The organism is Acinetobacter sp. WC-141 (assembly GCF_000313935.1).
In the GTDB taxonomy this organism is placed as follows: domain Bacteria; phylum Pseudomonadota; class Gammaproteobacteria; order Pseudomonadales; family Moraxellaceae; genus Acinetobacter.
In genome coordinates this window covers 78,711-94,671 of the sequence record NZ_AMSS01000052.1, presented here as the reverse complement: position 1 = coordinate 94,671, position 15,961 = coordinate 78,711, and the positions used below count along the sequence as shown (strand labels likewise).

The 15,961-nt window shown below is 40.5% G+C and carries 12 protein-coding genes; 3 read left to right on the top strand and 9 right to left on the bottom strand.

Features of this window, described 5'->3' with window-relative positions:
• Positions 1–124 precede the first annotated feature (124 nt).
• Positions 125–1,066, bottom strand: a complete 942-nt coding sequence (locus ACINWC141_RS11030) for a LysR family transcriptional regulator (protein WP_009391016.1) — start codon at positions 1,064–1,066, stop codon at positions 125–127.
• 204 nt (positions 1,067–1,270) lie between these two features.
• Here ACINWC141_RS11030 and ACINWC141_RS11025 point away from each other — a divergent pair, with 204 nt between their 5' ends.
• Positions 1,271–4,753 (top strand): indolepyruvate ferredoxin oxidoreductase family protein, encoded by a 3,483-nt coding sequence (locus tag ACINWC141_RS11025; protein WP_009390990.1) that lies wholly within the window; start codon positions 1,271–1,273, stop codon positions 4,751–4,753.
• A 61-nt stretch (positions 4,754–4,814) separates the two neighbouring features.
• On the opposite strand, the gene ACINWC141_RS11020 is transcribed toward ACINWC141_RS11025, so the two are convergent.
• Both ACINWC141_RS11020 and ACINWC141_RS11015 read right to left on the bottom strand, forming a co-directional pair.
• Positions 4,815–5,618: a thioesterase family protein gene (locus ACINWC141_RS11020; protein WP_009390949.1), complete on the bottom strand. Its 804-nt coding sequence runs from the start codon at positions 5,616–5,618 to the stop codon at positions 4,815–4,817.
• A 196-nt stretch (positions 5,619–5,814) separates the two neighbouring features.
• Complete coding sequence (locus ACINWC141_RS11015; RefSeq protein ID WP_009391067.1) at positions 5,815–7,617, bottom strand: acyl-CoA dehydrogenase C-terminal domain-containing protein; 1,803 nt, start codon at positions 7,615–7,617, stop codon at positions 5,815–5,817.
• A gap of 305 nt (positions 7,618–7,922) precedes the next feature.
• On the opposite strand from ACINWC141_RS11015, the gene ACINWC141_RS11010 reads away from it, so the two are divergent.
• Positions 7,923–8,372, top strand: coding sequence for a PaaI family thioesterase (locus tag ACINWC141_RS11010; protein ID WP_079284144.1), 450 nt, complete (start codon positions 7,923–7,925; stop codon positions 8,370–8,372).
• Between the two features lie 20 nt (positions 8,373–8,392).
• Here the strand turns inward: ACINWC141_RS11010 and ACINWC141_RS11005 are convergent, their stop codons facing one another.
• Genes ACINWC141_RS11005 through ACINWC141_RS10980 form a run of 6 tightly spaced genes read right to left on the bottom strand, consistent with a single transcriptional unit; the run spans position 8,393 to position 14,847 of the window.
• Positions 8,393–9,610 carry an MFS transporter gene (locus tag ACINWC141_RS11005; RefSeq protein WP_009391037.1) on the bottom strand — a complete coding sequence of 406 codons (1,218 nt, stop codon included), beginning with the start codon at positions 9,608–9,610 and terminating at the stop codon, positions 8,393–8,395.
• Between the two features lie 18 nt (positions 9,611–9,628).
• Positions 9,629–10,945, bottom strand: coding sequence for an outer membrane trimeric porin-like protein DcaP (gene dcaP, locus ACINWC141_RS11000; protein WP_009391113.1), 1,317 nt, complete (start codon positions 10,943–10,945; stop codon positions 9,629–9,631).
• Positions 10,946–10,982: 37 nt separating this feature from the next.
• Complete coding sequence (locus ACINWC141_RS10995) at positions 10,983–11,636, bottom strand: 3-oxoacid CoA-transferase subunit B (protein WP_009391049.1); 654 nt, start codon at positions 11,634–11,636, stop codon at positions 10,983–10,985.
• On the bottom strand, positions 11,636–12,304 hold the full coding sequence (locus ACINWC141_RS10990) for a 3-oxoacid CoA-transferase subunit A (RefSeq protein ID WP_009391065.1): 669 nt from the start codon (positions 12,302–12,304) through the stop codon (positions 11,636–11,638). Before ACINWC141_RS10990 ends, ACINWC141_RS10995 begins: the two co-directional genes overlap by 1 nt.
• Positions 12,305–12,351: 47 nt before the next feature.
• Complete coding sequence (locus ACINWC141_RS10985) at positions 12,352–13,635, bottom strand: MFS transporter (protein WP_204389116.1); 1,284 nt, start codon at positions 13,633–13,635, stop codon at positions 12,352–12,354.
• A 57-nt stretch (positions 13,636–13,692) separates the two neighbouring features.
• Complete coding sequence (locus ACINWC141_RS10980; RefSeq protein WP_009391114.1) at positions 13,693–14,847, bottom strand: acyl-CoA dehydrogenase family protein; 1,155 nt, start codon at positions 14,845–14,847, stop codon at positions 13,693–13,695.
• 311 nt (positions 14,848–15,158) lie between these two features.
• On the opposite strand from ACINWC141_RS10980, the gene ACINWC141_RS10975 reads away from it, so the two are divergent.
• Positions 15,159–15,947 carry an enoyl-CoA hydratase gene (locus ACINWC141_RS10975; RefSeq protein WP_009391125.1) on the top strand — a complete coding sequence of 263 codons (789 nt, stop codon included), beginning with the start codon at positions 15,159–15,161 and terminating at the stop codon, positions 15,945–15,947.
• The last annotated feature ends 14 nt before the right edge of the window (positions 15,948–15,961 follow it).

The window sequence follows — 15,961 nt, the reverse complement described above, 5'->3', positions numbered from 1 at the left end:
AAATCTATTATTTATCTCTGTATCAACTGCCTCTCTCAACAGAAGCATTCTCTACCCTCTTTTTATTCTAATCCGTATTATTTTTCATCCCTTTTCTAGCTTAATCCTTAAAAAATTTATCTCATTATTTATAAAAATAAGATGCATCCATTTCAATTCTTGGAGAAATATATTCTTCCACCCAATCTAACCATGCACGTGTTTTGGCATCGATAAAATGGCGTGAAGGCAATAAGGTATAAACCCCGATATCGGGCGAACGCCACTCTGGCAAGATATGACATAATCTTCCATTCTGAACCGCATCTAAAGCTGAAAACATCGGCAATAACGCCACGCCCATATCTTGTTGCACCACATCTAACAATAACTCTGGGTTATCTGCAATAAGTTGCCCGCCAGTATCAATCTGGTAAGACTCACCCTTTGCATTTAACAAGTGCCAATCTGGTGTAATAGACGGGTTTACTAAGCGTAAACAGGCATGGTTTTTTAATTCTTCTGGGGACTTAGGTACTCCATGTTTTTCTAAATACGCAGGTGAAGCACATAAAACAGAAAAAATAGTGCCAATTCTGCGTGCAACAAACCGAGAGTCAGTTAATGATTCAGTGAGATACAGACTGACATCGACCCCTTTTGCCAATAGGTCTGGAACGTATTGTGAAGTCGTATATTCCACGGTTAGTTCAGGATAATGCTTACAAAACTCGGCCATTACTGGAAAAACATAATGATGCCCAAAGCTTCCCATGCTTAATACACGTAAACGTCCTTTGGGTTTAGATGCCGTTCCTGTTACTTCTGATTCTGCTTCATCCACCATTGAAATGACTTGGCGACAGCGCTCTGCATAAGTCGCACCAATATCGGTCAGTGCCTGCTGGCGCGTTGAGCGTTGTATTAATTTTGTACCTAAGCGTGTTTCTAGCTCGCTGATAAGACGTGAAACCTGTGCTGTGGTCAGATCCATCTGCTCAGCTGCTGCTGTGAAACTCCCGCTATCAATCACTTTCAGGAATGCATGCATTGCATGCAATAGTCCACCATCGAGATTTTTGCGCATAACGTAAATATGTTTTCCTAAATTACGGATTGTTGCACCAGTTTAGTTCAACCACAATGACTAAATGTACATACATTGGCACTAATTCTTTTTAAGAAGAGGAACCGATCTTTTTTTATTTCGTATGTCACTTGCTCCAAATATTCAACTGGATGTTGAAAAAAGAAAGTAGTCCGAGCTACTAAAAATTCTAAGGAGATATAAATGAATATAGCTACAAAAGTCACTCCAAATATTATTGCAACAAAGGATGTGTCACTTGAAGATAAATATGTAAGTGATAACGGTACAGCATATATGACCGGCATTCAGGCACTTGTTCGGTTGCCTCTTGCCCAAACTCGCCGTGACGCGATGAATGGTTATCATACTGCTGGTTTTATTTCTGGTTATCGCGGTTCTCCTGTTGGTAACTATGATAGTTTCCTTTGGCAAGTTCAAGGATTACTTAAATCCCATAATGTTGTATTTCAACCTGGTGTAAACGAAGACTTGGCTGCTACCGCAATTTGGGGTACCCAACAAGTTAACCTTTCAGGCCAAGGCAAATATGATGGAGTGTCTTCATGGTGGTATGGTAAAGGCCCGGGTGTTGACCGTTCAGGCGATGTACTCCGCCATGCTAACTTAGCTGGTACCTCTGAACGTGGTGGTGTCGTTGCTTTATTTGGTGATGACCACTCATGTAAATCTTCTACAATTCCTCACCAGTCTGAACATGTCATGATTGGTTGTGGCATTCCAATTTTCTACCCAACATCCGTTCAACAAATTTTAGACTTTGGTGTTCACGCCATTGCAGTTTCACGTTTTTCTGGCCTTTGGTCTTCAATGAAGCTCGTCAGTGAAATTGTAGAAACCTCTGCTTCTGTTCATGTCGACCTAGACCGTGTTACTCCGGTTATACCTGAAGATATTAATTTCCCTGCCGACGGCGTTAATATTCGTTGGCCAGACCACGGTATCCAACAAGAAGAACGTCTTTATAAATATCGCTTACCTGCTGTTTTGGCCTATGCCCGTGCCAACAAAATCAACACCGTTACATGGCCTTGTGAAAATGCCCGTGTCGGTATTGCCGCAAGTGGTAAAGGTTATTTAGATACGATTGAAGCCTTACGCATTTTAGGTATTGAAGATGAAACTGCCCAACAGCTTGGGCTACGTGTTTATCAAGTTGGATTGATTTGGCCTTTAGAACCTCAAGGTGTTCGTGAATTTGCCGAAGGTTTACAAGAGCTGATTGTTATTGAAGAAAAACGTCCAATTATTGAAACACAAATTAAAGATGAGCTGTACTCACTGCCTGATGACAAACGTCCTCGTGTGATTGGTAAAGCAACTGACGGCAAAGGCGAATGGAGTACTTCTATTGAAGAAGCACCGCTCATTGGTCACTATGAGTATCAGCCTGAACCTATTGCAAAAATGCTGGCTGCTCGCTTCTTAAAACTCGATATTCCAGAAAGCTTAAAAACACAAATTCAAAGCAGAATCGATTTACTGCTAAAAGCAGAGCAAGAATCAAAACGTGTTATTGATCTTGCAGAACGTAAACCTTATTTCTGTAGTGGTTGCCCTCATAACTCTTCAACCGTAGTTCCTGAAGGTAGCCGTGCATTAGGCGGTATCGGTTGTCACTATATTGCCGTTTCACTTGACCGCGGTACTGAAACGTTCTCTCAAATGGGCGGTGAAGGTGTAAGTTGGGTGGGTGCATCACCATTTACCAATGAAAAACATATTTTTGCCAACCTTGGTGACGGAACTTACTTCCACTCTGGTTACTTAGCAATTCGCCAATCTATCGCTGCAAAAACTAATATCACCTACAAAATCCTCTACAACGATGCAGTCGCTATGACAGGCGGTCAGCATGTAGATGGACATTTAAGCGTTGCACAGTTAACTCGTCAGCTTGCTGCTGAAGGGATTAAAAAACAAGTCATCGTGACGGATGAAGTTAAATTATTAAACGAAGAAGATGGCATTGCACCGGGTGTAGAAATTCGCCACCGTAATGAACTCGATACAGTTCAACGCGAGCTCCGTGAAGTTACAGGTGTAACCGCTTTAATTTATGTACAAACCTGTGCCAGTGAAAAACGCCGTCGCCGTAAACGCGATGTCTACCCTGACCCAGCTGAGCGTTTATACATTAACAGTGATATTTGTGAAGGCTGTGGCGACTGTTCGAAAAAATCAAACTGTTTATCTATCGAACCAGTAGAGACTGCCTTAGGTACTAAACGTCAAATTAACCAAAGTAGCTGTAATAAAGACTTCACTTGTGCTGAAGGTTTCTGCCCAAGTTTTGTGACTGTTCATACACGTGATATGAAACGTCCAGCTAAATTTGAAGGCATTGGCGCAGGCTGGCCAACATCCCCAATCATTCCTCAGTTATATGACGTGCCAAGTCGTATTATGGTCGGCGGTATTGGTGGTACGGGTGTTGTGACTATTGGTGCACTCCTTGGTATGGCAGCTCACCTAGAAGGCAAAGCAACTCGTGTTATGGACATGGCAGGTCTTGCTCAAAAAGGTGGTACGGTTTATTCATACGTTCAACTTGCAGCAAGTGATGAGCAAATTTCTTCTACTAAAATTCCAGCAGGTCAATGTGAATTATTGATTGGTGCCGATGCCGTCGTCGCTGGTGGTAGCGCTGCTTTATCTCGCTTAAAAGATGATGCTTTGGTTATTGTGAATGAAGACAGCACTCCTACTTCTGAGTTTATTAAATCTCGTGACTGGTATGCGCCTATTAGCGATTTAATTGATCGTCTTCGTGGTCGTGTTCGTCAAGGTCAACTGGTTTCTCTGCCAGCGGCTCGAATTGCAACTCAGCTCTTAGGTGATTCAATCTATACCAACCAGTTATTACTCGGTATGGCATGGCAATCTGGACGTATTCCATTACTGCGTGAAAGCATTGAAAAAGCAATTCGCTTAAATGGTACTGCTGTTGAAAAGAACCTCGAAGCTTTCCGTGTGGGTTGTCATCTTGCAAGTGACCCAACTTTAGCTGCACGCTTAGTTGCGGCAATGCCAAAAACTAAAACTCCGCAAACTTTGGCTGAACTTGTTGAAGATCGTTCTGCTCGTTTAACAGACTACTGGAATGAAGCTTATGCAGCTAAATACCGTACGCTTGTAGAATTGGCCGCTAAAAAACTACCAGAAGAGTTAACGGGTACGATTGCGACTCAGCTTTATAGAGTTATGGCTTATAAAGATGAATATGAAGTTGCACGTCTGTTAACAGGTAAGAGCTTCAAAGAATCGATTGAAACCCAATTCGGTAAAGGCTTACGTTTAACGTATCACCTTGCTCCACCAGCGTTACTCGGTGGTCTGAAAAATGTTCGTAAACGTGCGTTTGGTTACTGGATGCGCTTCCCAATGATGATGCTTGCGCGCTTACAATGGCTTCGTGAAACTTTCCTTGACCCATTTGCGCGTCAAGAAGAACGTCAACATGAACAAGCGTGGCGTGACCGTTACATCGCATTTGTTGAAGCACTCGTTGAAGCACCAGACAATCATAACCTGGCAGTCGCTGAGCAAATTGCAAAATTACCAGCAGAAGTTCGTGGTTATGGTCATATTAAAATGAAAGCAATGGATGCTGCAAAACAACGTTGGGATGAACTTACACCAACATTGCTCAAAGTCCGTAACTAAAAATTAAATCTCAAAATAAAAAAGTCATCCTTAGAGATGACTTTTTTATTGGCTCAAAAATTTATTTAGTCATTTTACGTAACGTTAAAATCTGTTCACTTCGACCAAATGGACCATACACATCATGTAAAACTGCACTGGTTAAACCAATACCATCTGAGCCATATTGCTGAACAGTTTCCAAACCTAGCCATTGACCTTTTGGATAACGGTGCATGTGGATTTGCAAATCAAGATTTGGAAAGCCCCACGTAAATTCACCTTCTTGTCTGGGTACAATTCCGTTTGCGGTATCTATCATGCCAATCAAATGTGCAAAATCTGTCGTCGGCAGCCCTTCCACGATTTCTTTATCATTATTGAGCCAAACAATACCTTTGCCCGCACGGTGCTGATCATCAGTTTTAGTCACTAGCGTTTGAATAAAACCACCCGGCCATCTTTTCATACCCGTCCATTCTGTAAAGGTATCGTGATGATGAATGGGCTGATCTTCAAGCCCAGCAATATCGGAACTATCTTGAATACACATGCGCCATGCTCTAGCCACAATGCAGGTTTTACCTTGTGCTTGCATTTCAGCTTCAATCAGTTCAATGGTTTTACCCGCACGAATCACATGCGTCTTAATCGTAAACTCACCAAATGCAATTAATCCAAAAATATCAAAACTAATTCGAGCAATTCGCATATCTTGTCGTGGTGAAAATTGCTCTAACTCTGCTGCGATGACACCACTTGCAGGTGCCATGTGCTGTTCATGAGGATTCCAAGCTCCTTGTGCATGAACAGTTGAGCAATAATGAGCAATAACTTCACCTTGAGGACCAATTGTTCTATTCAGTAATTGATAATAAGCATTCATGATTTTCTTTCCTTAGTCCTTGTCCAACATCAATATTTGATGAAAATTCACGTTTTAATGCTTATGTTAACCCTCTATTTCTTTGACTCAACTGGTTTTTCCTACCAAAAACTGATGAGTCTAAAATTACAAATTTAATCACTCGGTAAAATTCAATATATAAATCTTACCGAGTGATTCTAAAAATGACTATTCACTAAAATGCAAAAGCATCTTGATCAAGTTCCATCACTGATTCTGCGCCAGACTCAATAGAAGCAGCATGACTTTGCGTACGATGTAAAAGTTTTTGATAGAAAAACTTAGCTGTTGTTAACTTCGCTTTATAAAAAGCTTGCTCTTGTGTACCTGATTCTAATTTTTCATGGGCAACTTGTGCCATTCGCGCCCATAAATAAGCGAACACCACGTAACTAGAAAAATAAAGATAATCTACCGAAGCTGCGCCAACTTCTTCAGGGTTGTGCTTCGCTTTCTCTGCAATCGATTTGGTCAGTGACAACCATTGTTGCTTAAGCTCAGCTAATTTTTCTAGATAAGGTTTCAGCACTTCATTGGATTGGTGCTGGCTAATAAACTGATTAATTAAATCAGTCATGTTCTTTAAAAGTTTGCCTTCCGACTTGAGAACTTTACGTGCAAGCAGATCTAGAGACTGAATCTCGGTTGTTCCTTCATACAATGTTGAGATACGCGCATCACGTACAATTTGCTCCATGCCATGCTCAACAATAAAGCCGTGGCCGCCAAATACTTGAACGCCATGCTTTGCAGATTCATTGCCTGATTCTGTTAAAAAAGCTTTGGCAATTGGCGTTAAAAAAGCCAGTAATTCATCAGAGTGTTTTTGCTGTTCCTGATCATTTGAACTTTCTACAATATCAACATGCTGAGCCAGAAAATAAGCCAGTGCACGACCACCTTCAGAAAAAGCTTTTTGTGTCATTAGCATCGAGCGTACAGCTGGATGGACAATAATTGGATCGGCATTTTTGTCAGGATATTTAGGACCAGATAACGATCGCATGGCGAGTCGCTCTTTGGCATAACTTAATGCGCCTTGAAATGAAATTTCAGAAGCAGCAAGCCCTTGTACTGCCGTTCCAATGCGTGCGGTATTCATAAAGGTAAACATACAATTGAGCCCGCGATTTTCCGGGCCAATCAAATAACCTTTTGCGCCATCAAAATTAAGAACACAGGTGGCATTACCATGAATACCCATTTTATGTTCAATTGCGCTACACACGACTTTATTACGGTCTTCTAAATTACCTTCATCATCTACATTAAATTTAGGCACAATAAATAAAGAAATCCCTTTAGTCCCTGCGGGTGCCTGAGGCAAACGGGCTAAAACAATATGAATAATATTTTCAGAAAGATCATGCTCACCTGCCGAGATAAAAATCTTTTCACCCGTAATTGAGTAACTACCGTCCGGATTTGGTTCTGCTTTAGTTCTAATTAATCCAAGATCCGAACCCGCATGTGATTCAGTTAAACACATCGTTCCCGTCCAGATACCGCTAATGAGTTTAGTTAAAAACTTCTGTTTTTGTTGTTCAGTACCATGATGTTCAATGGTTCTCATTGCACCATGAGATAAACCCGGATACATAGCCCAAGCCCAATTAGAACCACATAACATTTCAGAAATAGCAATTCGCAGCAATGTCGGCAAGCCTTGCCCACCATATTCAGTGTCGGCGGTTAAAGAGGTAAATCCAAGCTCAGCATATTTTTGGTAGGCTTCTTTAAAACCTTTCGGGGTTGTGACTACGCCTTGATTTAAATGGCACCCTTCCTGATCCCCATTTTGATTTATGGGCGCCAATTCATTTTCACAAAAATCTGCTGCTGCCTCTAAGTATTGATCAATTAATTCTCGATTTACGCTTTCCTGATATTTGCTTAAACCTTGATAGTTCTGTTCTGTTTGAAGCATTTCATGCAGCACAAATTGCATATCGCGTAATGGAGCTTTGTATAAAGGCATATTTTTTTTCCTTTCACCTTACTGCCTGTGTCATGGGCAGATATGATTTTTCCTTAAAATGGACTTTTATTGTTTCAATCTCACCAAAATATCAAAAAATTTCTTATAACAAAATATATTTTCACCAATTTAATAAAATTATCGTAATTTAGCTATAGAGATAAAACATAAAGATATGTTTTTAAATACAAATATAAGATAGAAAGTAATTAGTTCCGTTTAACTAGAATAAATTTATATTTTGTATTGCAAAATTTTATTCCGTAAAAAATCAATTTATAGTATCTTGATTAGACTGCTTAATCATCCAAGGACGATTTATGGAAAGCCCGAAATACACAGGTCTTGAGTTTTTAACCGCTTTAAAAAATGGTGAAGTTTCTCCATCACCTATGGCTCACACCATACCGATGGAACTCGTTGAAGTATCCGAAGGTAAAGCAACTTATAAAGTTACTCCTCGCAAAGAACATAGAAATATACAAGGCGGTGTACACGGCGGCTTTTGTGCCACAGCTTTAGATACAGCAACTGGCAGCGCAGCTCACACTTTACTTGAACATGGCGTTGGCTATGGAACTATTGATTTAAATGTAAAAATGATCCGCCCCATGCAGGTTGATACATCTTACTATGCGACAGCCGAGTTGATTAATGCGGGCCGTAATATTATTAGTACCGAAGGTAAAATCGTAGATGAAAACGGCAAAGTCTATGCATTTGCCTCAGCAACCTTAATGATTATTCGCAAATAATAAAATTTTAAAGCTCCTGTTTATGGAGCTTTTTCTTGCTTTGTAATCTTGCCCATTTCATAAAAATCTAAGCGATCAATCATGAAACTTAACATTGCCATCGCTAAACCTAAAGCAGCACACGCCTCCCATCCCCAATCTTTCCAAGCATACACTGCAATAAAAGAACCCAAGGCAGCTCCACCAAAATATAGAGTCATATAAATTGAATTAATACGGGAACGCGCCTCGGCAGAAATTCGGTAGACCAGATTTTGGTTCAAAACATGAAATGCTGACAAACCGAAATAAGCCATAACAACCCCTACAGCGTAGGCCACCAAAGACTGCTGCGCAAAAAATAGTGGTATCCATGCACTTATTAATAGCCCCATGCAAATTACCGCAATTTTATTTTCAAGTCCTGCTGCAATTTTCTTACCTGCCCATGGGGTCGCAAATACGCCTGCCAAGCCAACAATTCCAAATAAGCCAATCTGGAAATCATTAAAGTGATAAGGCTCATTCGCCAAAATAAAAGTCATAGTAGTAAAAATGAGGGCTAAAATTCCAAAGCCAATTCCCCCTGCAAAACCACGGCGTAGTAAATGAGGCTGATGAACAGCTAATGAAAAGAGTGAACCATAAATCTGTAGAATACTGAGTTGGTGAGACTTACGCGCAATTGGCAACTTCACCCACATGACCCAAGCAAACACTAAAATGACAATTCCGCTAATTAAATAAACCGCATGCCAAGACCAAACTGTAGAAAGTAAGCCTGCAATAGAGCGCGCCAATAATATTCCCAAAAACAAACCACTCATGAGAGTACCTACAACTTGAGGGCTTTTTTTCGGGCTGGCTAAACCTGCGGCGAAAGGAACTAAAACTTGAGTCGCAATTGAAAAGAATGTGGCTAAAAAGGTAAAGCCATATAAAGCTGGCAAGGTTTGACTTAAGGATAGCCCTACTTGTGCAAGCCCCGTACAGCACATGAGCAAGCAAATATAACTGCGCTTTTCAAAAAAGTCGCCTAGGGGAACCAATATAAAAAGGCCAACTGCATATGACAGTTGGCTAATCACAATTGTTAAAGCAACTTGATCAGCATTGACTTTTAATGCTTCAGCAATTGAATAGATTAAGGGCTGGTTATAATAGTTTGAACCCGCACAAATTCCACATGTCATTGCCATGATAAAAATAAAGCTTTTTGACAGTATATTTTCTGCATTGGGCCCAACTATTTTTTCCATTTTTAATTACGCCCCATTTTAGAATTTATACATCGATACAAAGTTTACACGTGATACATCAGCGGTTCTGCCATCAAACACTTCTCGTTTGCCTTGATGATATTCCATACCAATATCCATTTGCTCAATTGGTGAATAAAAGACGTTAGCTGCGTAGTCCGTTAAGCGTTTATTGGCATCTGGGTTGAGTTTGGCATAAGCCGTGTCGTCATCATAATCAAACATTGAAGCCGATAAGTTTGCACGCCATTGCTCATTAAATTTATATGAATAACCAATATTGATGCTATTCAACTTATTCATAAGCAAATCTGTTTTGTCTTCGTTTAAAGAGAAATCACCCGCGGCATTTAAACTTGCTGAATTTGCCAATCCACTTTGGGTGGTGTACGGCATAAATTTTTGATCGCCGACAATATATTGATAATTTGCCTGCACCGATTGTTGTGGCGTGAGTTGATATTTTAAGCCGCCTCCTGCACCCCAACTTACTTTCTTCACCGTGGCAGTTGCGACATCTGTAGACTTTTCATTAATAAAGCCTTGCGCAAGTGCTGTTAAAGGACCTTTTTTAAAGGTATAGCGACCCGTTAAAGTTGGAAATGCCGAGACTCTCGAACCTGTATATTCCAAAGCTACTTTTAAATCATTATTGGCATCGATTTTCCAGTCATAGCGAATTTGAGGAGTCCGCGTATAAGAGGTTCCCACAAATTGGGTGTAATCGACAGCTTCGGTACGAGTTTCCATGTTAGACATGAGTGACCATGTTTGGCCAAAGGTCCAGTCTTTATAGGTAAAAAAAGCATGACGGATACGGAATTTACCATCTCCCGTTCCCATGTTAGAGCTATCAAAGAAATCGGCTTCAATATTTCCAGTCACTGCTTTATTTGGACTATTAAAATAAACACCGAGTCGGCTTGCATTAATCATGGCATCGGAACGTGCATGGTTTGAACGTTTTTCACTTTCAAAAGGTGTTCGGTACAAACTGCTGGTCGTTCTACCGCCCGAGTCTGGTGATGATTTAAAATCGACCGCCGCATCAATACGGGCAATACCGTAAACCTTTACATTATCGGTCCACGTCACCCATGAGGGAGCAACAGGCTTCTCTGTTACAGTCGCTTTAGTTTTTTCAATGTTCTCTTCAATCTTTACCTGTTTGACTTGTAAATTATTTTGAGTTTGTTTTTGAGCTGCAAGTTCTGCTTTTAATTTTTGCAGCTCGGTTTCTAGCAAATTAATTCTTTGTTCTGTGGTATCTGAAGAATTTGCAAAAATAGTCCCTGAAGCCGCAGCGCAAGCTGCAGCTAAAATTAATTTTTTCATCTTTTAATCCTTAAAGAAGCGTTTTTCCATGTGTAATTTAGGCTACACGTGCATCTATCAATTCACAGTCTGTGACTGCCTGTAATTCTTCGAAACTTAAGCCTTTGACCATTTCCGTGACATAAGCTTTTTGGTCTTTGAGTTCAATAATGCATAAATCTGTATAAATACGATCTACACACTGCTCACCCGTCATTGGATATGTAATTTCCTTTACAATTTTAGGCTCACCTTTTTTCGTGACATGTTCCATATAGACATAAATGGTTTTAGCACCGACCGCCAAATCCATGGCGCCGCCTACTGCTGGTACATCGTCTGCTTTGCCGGTATGCCAATTTGCCAAATCACCGTTTACAGCAACTTGGAATGCACCAATCACACAAATGTCCAGATGGCCACCACGCATAATGTCAAACGAGTCACCATGATGCATAAAGCATCCACCGTCTAACAAAGAGACAAGTTCTTTTCCGGCATTAACTAAATCTTGGTCTTCTTCGCCAGGTTGCGGCGGAGGACCAAAAGCCAAGACACCGTTTTCCGAATGTAAAAAGATTTCTTTGTCTTTTGGCAAAAATTTAGCAACGTTGGTCGGTAAGCCAATCCCTAAATTAACATAGGAACCTTCAGGAATGTCATTGGCAATGAGTTTGGCAATATCTTCACGAGAACGCTTTTGAACTGACATTAGATATCTCCTACTTTTACAACGTGCTGAACAAAAATTCCCGGTGTAATAATGCACTCAGGGTCAAGCGTTCCTAGCTCTACGGTGTCATTCACTTGAACAATCGTGGTCTTGGCGGCTTTTGCCATAATTGGCCCAAAATTACGGGCTGCTTTACGGTAAGTTAAATTGCCCCAACGATCTGCTTTATCGGCATAAATCAATGCAAAGTCAGCTTCAAGTGGATATTCAAGTACATAGTTTTTACCATTAATGGTTCGGGTTTCTTTGCCCTCGGCAACTTTGGTGCCATAACCAGTCGGCGTAAAAATAGCGCCTAACCCTGCTCCTGCGGCCTGAATACGACAAGCCAAATTCCCTTGTGGAACCAGTTCTAACTCGATTTTTCCCGCTCGATATAAGTCTTGAAAAACAGTTGATCCCGCAGATTTCGGAAATGAACAAATCATTTTTTTAACACAACCCGCAATAATCAGATTTGTTAAACCACGATCACCAGAAGCCGCATTATTATTTATAATGGTGAGTTCTTTTTTTCCTAAATCAATTAAGGCCTCAATTAATTCAGCAGGTTGCCCCGTCACACCAAACCCGCCTGTCATGATGGTTGCTCCATCAGGAATCGCTTTTAAAATCGGTTCAATGTCACTGGTGATTTTATTTATCATCTCACTTGTCCCTTTTCATCCTTAATTTAAGGTGACAGATTGATCTGTCACTCTGCCTTTTGCGGGTTAAATAGTCGGTCTTTAATAAATAACAATGGAATCACGCCACAGATAAAGTACGCAGCAGCCATCACCAAAAGCCCTAAGCCAATAGAACCGTTTTGAGATAGATAACCAATTGTTAATGGAGAGAAAATCGAAAGAACTTTACCAATGTTATAGGCTCCACCCACTGCCGAACCTCGAATTGAAGTCGGGAAACTTTCTGTCATATAGGTAGCATTAATTGCGTATGGAATACCGTAAAGGAAACCGAAGAACAGCATCATCCATAAAATGTTGGTTGGTGTATTTAAATAGACAATGACCGGAATAAACAGTGCTGTACCAATGGTTCCAAATGCAAATACGGCACGGCGCCCCAATTTATCTGCAACAATCCCTGCAATCACTTTGGCAAACATCATAATCAGGAAAGTACCGACCATATACATGGCCATTTCTTTAAACTTGATGCCAAGATCTGACTCTAAATAAGCGGGTAACCAGTTACTTACGCCGTAATAACCAAACTGCAATGCACCAGTACTGATAATCCACAGCACAAACATGGTGCCATGTTTCTTATCTCTTAAAATTTCAAGATATGGGTTTTGACGTTTTTTAGGCTGGCTACTTTGAGCGACTTCTAACGCTTTTAATTGACGCGCTTTTTTCCATGATTCAGGTTCAGGTACACAAAAGTGCATCAAAATTGACAACACCACAGGTGTAATTGCAATCCAGTATAAGAAACGCCAGCCATGTTCAGGAATAATATGTCCTGCCAATAAGGTGGCGAGCAAAGAACCCAAGGTATAACCTGTCATGAGAGTCGCCAAAACAGTCGAGCGATGTTTGGTTGGCACCATTTCTGACATTAAAATATTACAAGCAATATAGAGCGCACCTAAACCCATCGCTCCAAAAGTTCTTAAAACTGCAAATTGCATATAAGAATCAGTAAAACCCAGTGCGCTGGTTAAAACTGAAGAATAAGCAATAAAGAACACAATAATGCGGACCCGTCCAAAACGGTCACAAGCCCAACCACCAATCAGGCCACCAATTGCTGAACCTAAAAGTGTTAAGCTACCTAATGTTCCGGCTTGAAGGCCAGTTAAATGAAATTCTGTTTTAAGACTGGTCAGGCTCAATGCCAAAAAACCTAAGTCTGCCCCATCACATAACAATGTTAAAAAAGCGAATATAAATGCGGTAATCCAAATTTTTTTTGGTGTCTGGATAGCTTCACTGCTAGCCGTATTTTGTGCAACTGTTTCTGTTGTCATGTTCATATCCTCAGAAGGAACATGAGGCATCCAATGCCTCATGGCATTTGTTTTTTATTAGGTAGTAGCTTCCCTAATCATGTTTTTGGCAATAATAATTTGTTGAACTTGCGTGGTTCCTTCATATAAACGGAACAAACGGACATCGCGATAAAAACGCTCAATGGCATATTCACTGATGTAACCTGCACCACCGTGAATTTGTACACAGCGATCAGCAACGCGTCCGCACATTTCGGTTGCAAACATTTTGGCGCACGATGCTTCTGTACTAATGTTTTCACCATTATCACGGCGACGGGCTGCATCTAAAACCATACATTTAGCTGCATAAATCTCGGCTTTTGAGTCGGCGAGCATCGCTTGAATAAGCTGAAAATTAGCAATAGGCTGACCAAACTGTTTGCGCTCAATTGCATAATGAAGTGCGTCATTTAACATGCGTTCAGCAACACCCACGCTATATGCGCCAATGTGTAAACGCCCTTTATCAAGCACTTTCATCGCCGTTTTAAAACCCACACCTTCCACACCACCAATGAGTGCAGAGGCAGGCACACGGCAGTTATCAAAAATCACGTCGCACGTATGTGAACCCTTTTGCCCCATTTTTTGGTCAATTTTTCCCAATGTAACGCCCGGTGTATTCGCTTCAACTAAAAAAGCTGAAATGCCACCAGACCCTTTAATTTCAGGATTCGTTCGAGCCATTACAGTGAAAGTTGCAGCATGAGGTGCATTGGTAATAAAACGTTTGGTGCCGTTTAATACATAAAAATCGCCATCTTTTACTGCACTGGTTTTTAAAGATGCAGCATCAGAACCAGATTCAGGCTCAGTTAAACAAAATGAACCAATAATTTCGCCACTTGCATAACGCGGTAAATATTTTTGCTTTTGCTCTTCTGTGCCATCAATCAAAATTGCACTTGAGCCAATACCATTATTAGTACCAATTAAAGAACGAAAAGCTGGTGAAGTTTGCCCAAGTTCAAATGCAACTCTGACTTCTTCTTCCATGGTGATGCCTAGGCCACCATATTCTTCGGGAATTGTGAGGCCGAACAAACCTAGCTCACGCATTTGCTGCACAATGTCATCCGGAATTTTATCTTTCTCTACCACTTCGTTTTCACGAGGGATCAATTCATTTTTTACAAAATCTCGAATTGTTGAAAGTAATTGCTCCAACATCCCTTCATCACGGATCATCTGTGATCTCCCTTTTTATGTATTTCCATCGTACCCACCCGCCATCTCCAGCTTGTCTGGATACCATGTTTTAAATCTTGTTTACTGCGGATGTGTTTCATAGTACGAGAACGAAAATATAAATTTCAAGCTTTTTTGAAAATTAATTTCGTTAAACGAAATTTAAAAATGAGTCACCACGAAATATCAAAGACTTATAATTCAATTAAGCTTTTAATAGCTCTATCCAACCAAATAAGACTTGAAATAAATTCCAAAATAAGCATCATAAAAGGAATATAGTTTTGATATGCGAAACAAGGAATTCAAAAATGAGTGGAATAACAGGGAACAATTTCGTAGAAATCGACTTTTCTATTCAAAAAATAGCGATTGTAAAAATAAACAGACCTGAAGCTAAAAATGCACTCAATACAGAAGTTCGCAAACAATTAGCACAAGCTTTTACCGAATTAAGTTTTAACGATGACATCAATGCAGTTGTGCTCACAGGTGGTGAAGAAGTCTTTGCCGCAGGTGCAGATTTAAAAGAAATGGCAACCGCAACTTCAACAGAAATGCTATTGCGTCATACCGAACGTTATTGGAACGCAATTGCCCAGTGTCCTAAACCTGTGATTGCTGCTGTAAATGGTTATGCATTGGGTGGCGGATGTGAATTGGCAATGCATGCTGACATTATTATTGCGGGTAAAGGTGCGACTTTTGGTCAACCAGAAATTAAAGTCGGGTTAATGCCGGGTGCTGGTGGCACACAACGTTTGTTCCGTGCGGTTGGTAAATTTCATGCCATGCGCATGATTATGACAGGTGCCATGGTGAAAGCCGAAGAAGCTTATATCATTGGTCTTGTTTCACAAGTCACAGAAGACGACCAGACGATTCCAACTGCCATCCAAATGGCGCAAAGCCTCGCAAAAATGCCTCCTATTGCCCTGCAACAAATTAAAGAAGTTGCGCTGATGAGCGAAGACGTTCCATTAAATGCAGGCTTAACGTTAGAACGAAAAGCATTCCAGTTACTGTTTTCTACCGAAGATAAAAATGAAGGTGTTCAAGCTTTTATCGAGAAGCGTAAACCATCTTATCAAGGTAAATAATTTAAAAAGATAAT

Bases quoted from the DNA above. Each gene is read 5' to 3' on its own strand.
- ACINWC141_RS11025 (WP_009390990.1), top strand. From the start codon at position 1,271: ATGAATATAGCTACAAAAGTCACTCCAAATATTATTGCAACAAAGGAT.
- ACINWC141_RS10975 (WP_009391125.1), top strand. From the start codon at position 15,159: ATGAGTGGAATAACAGGGAACAATTTCGTAGAAATCGACTTTTCTATT.
- ACINWC141_RS10985 (WP_204389116.1), bottom strand. From the start codon at position 13,635: ATGACAACAGAAACAGTTGCACAAAATACGGCTAGCAGTGAAGCTATC.
- ACINWC141_RS10995 (WP_009391049.1), bottom strand. From the start codon at position 11,636: ATGTCAGTTCAAAAGCGTTCTCGTGAAGATATTGCCAAACTCATTGCC.
- ACINWC141_RS10980 (WP_009391114.1), bottom strand. From the start codon at position 14,847: ATGATCCGTGATGAAGGGATGTTGGAGCAATTACTTTCAACAATTCGA.
- dcaP (WP_009391113.1), bottom strand. From the start codon at position 10,945: ATGAAAAAATTAATTTTAGCTGCAGCTTGCGCTGCGGCTTCAGGGACT.
- ACINWC141_RS11015 (WP_009391067.1), bottom strand. From the start codon at position 7,617: ATGCCTTTATACAAAGCTCCATTACGCGATATGCAATTTGTGCTGCAT.
- ACINWC141_RS11030 (WP_009391016.1), bottom strand. From the start codon at position 1,066: ATGCGCAAAAATCTCGATGGTGGACTATTGCATGCAATGCATGCATTC.
- ACINWC141_RS11020 (WP_009390949.1), bottom strand. From the start codon at position 5,618: ATGAATGCTTATTATCAATTACTGAATAGAACAATTGGTCCTCAAGGT.
- ACINWC141_RS11005 (WP_009391037.1), bottom strand. From the start codon at position 9,610: ATGGAAAAAATAGTTGGGCCCAATGCAGAAAATATACTGTCAAAAAGC.
- ACINWC141_RS10990 (WP_009391065.1), bottom strand. From the start codon at position 12,304: ATGATAAATAAAATCACCAGTGACATTGAACCGATTTTAAAAGCGATT.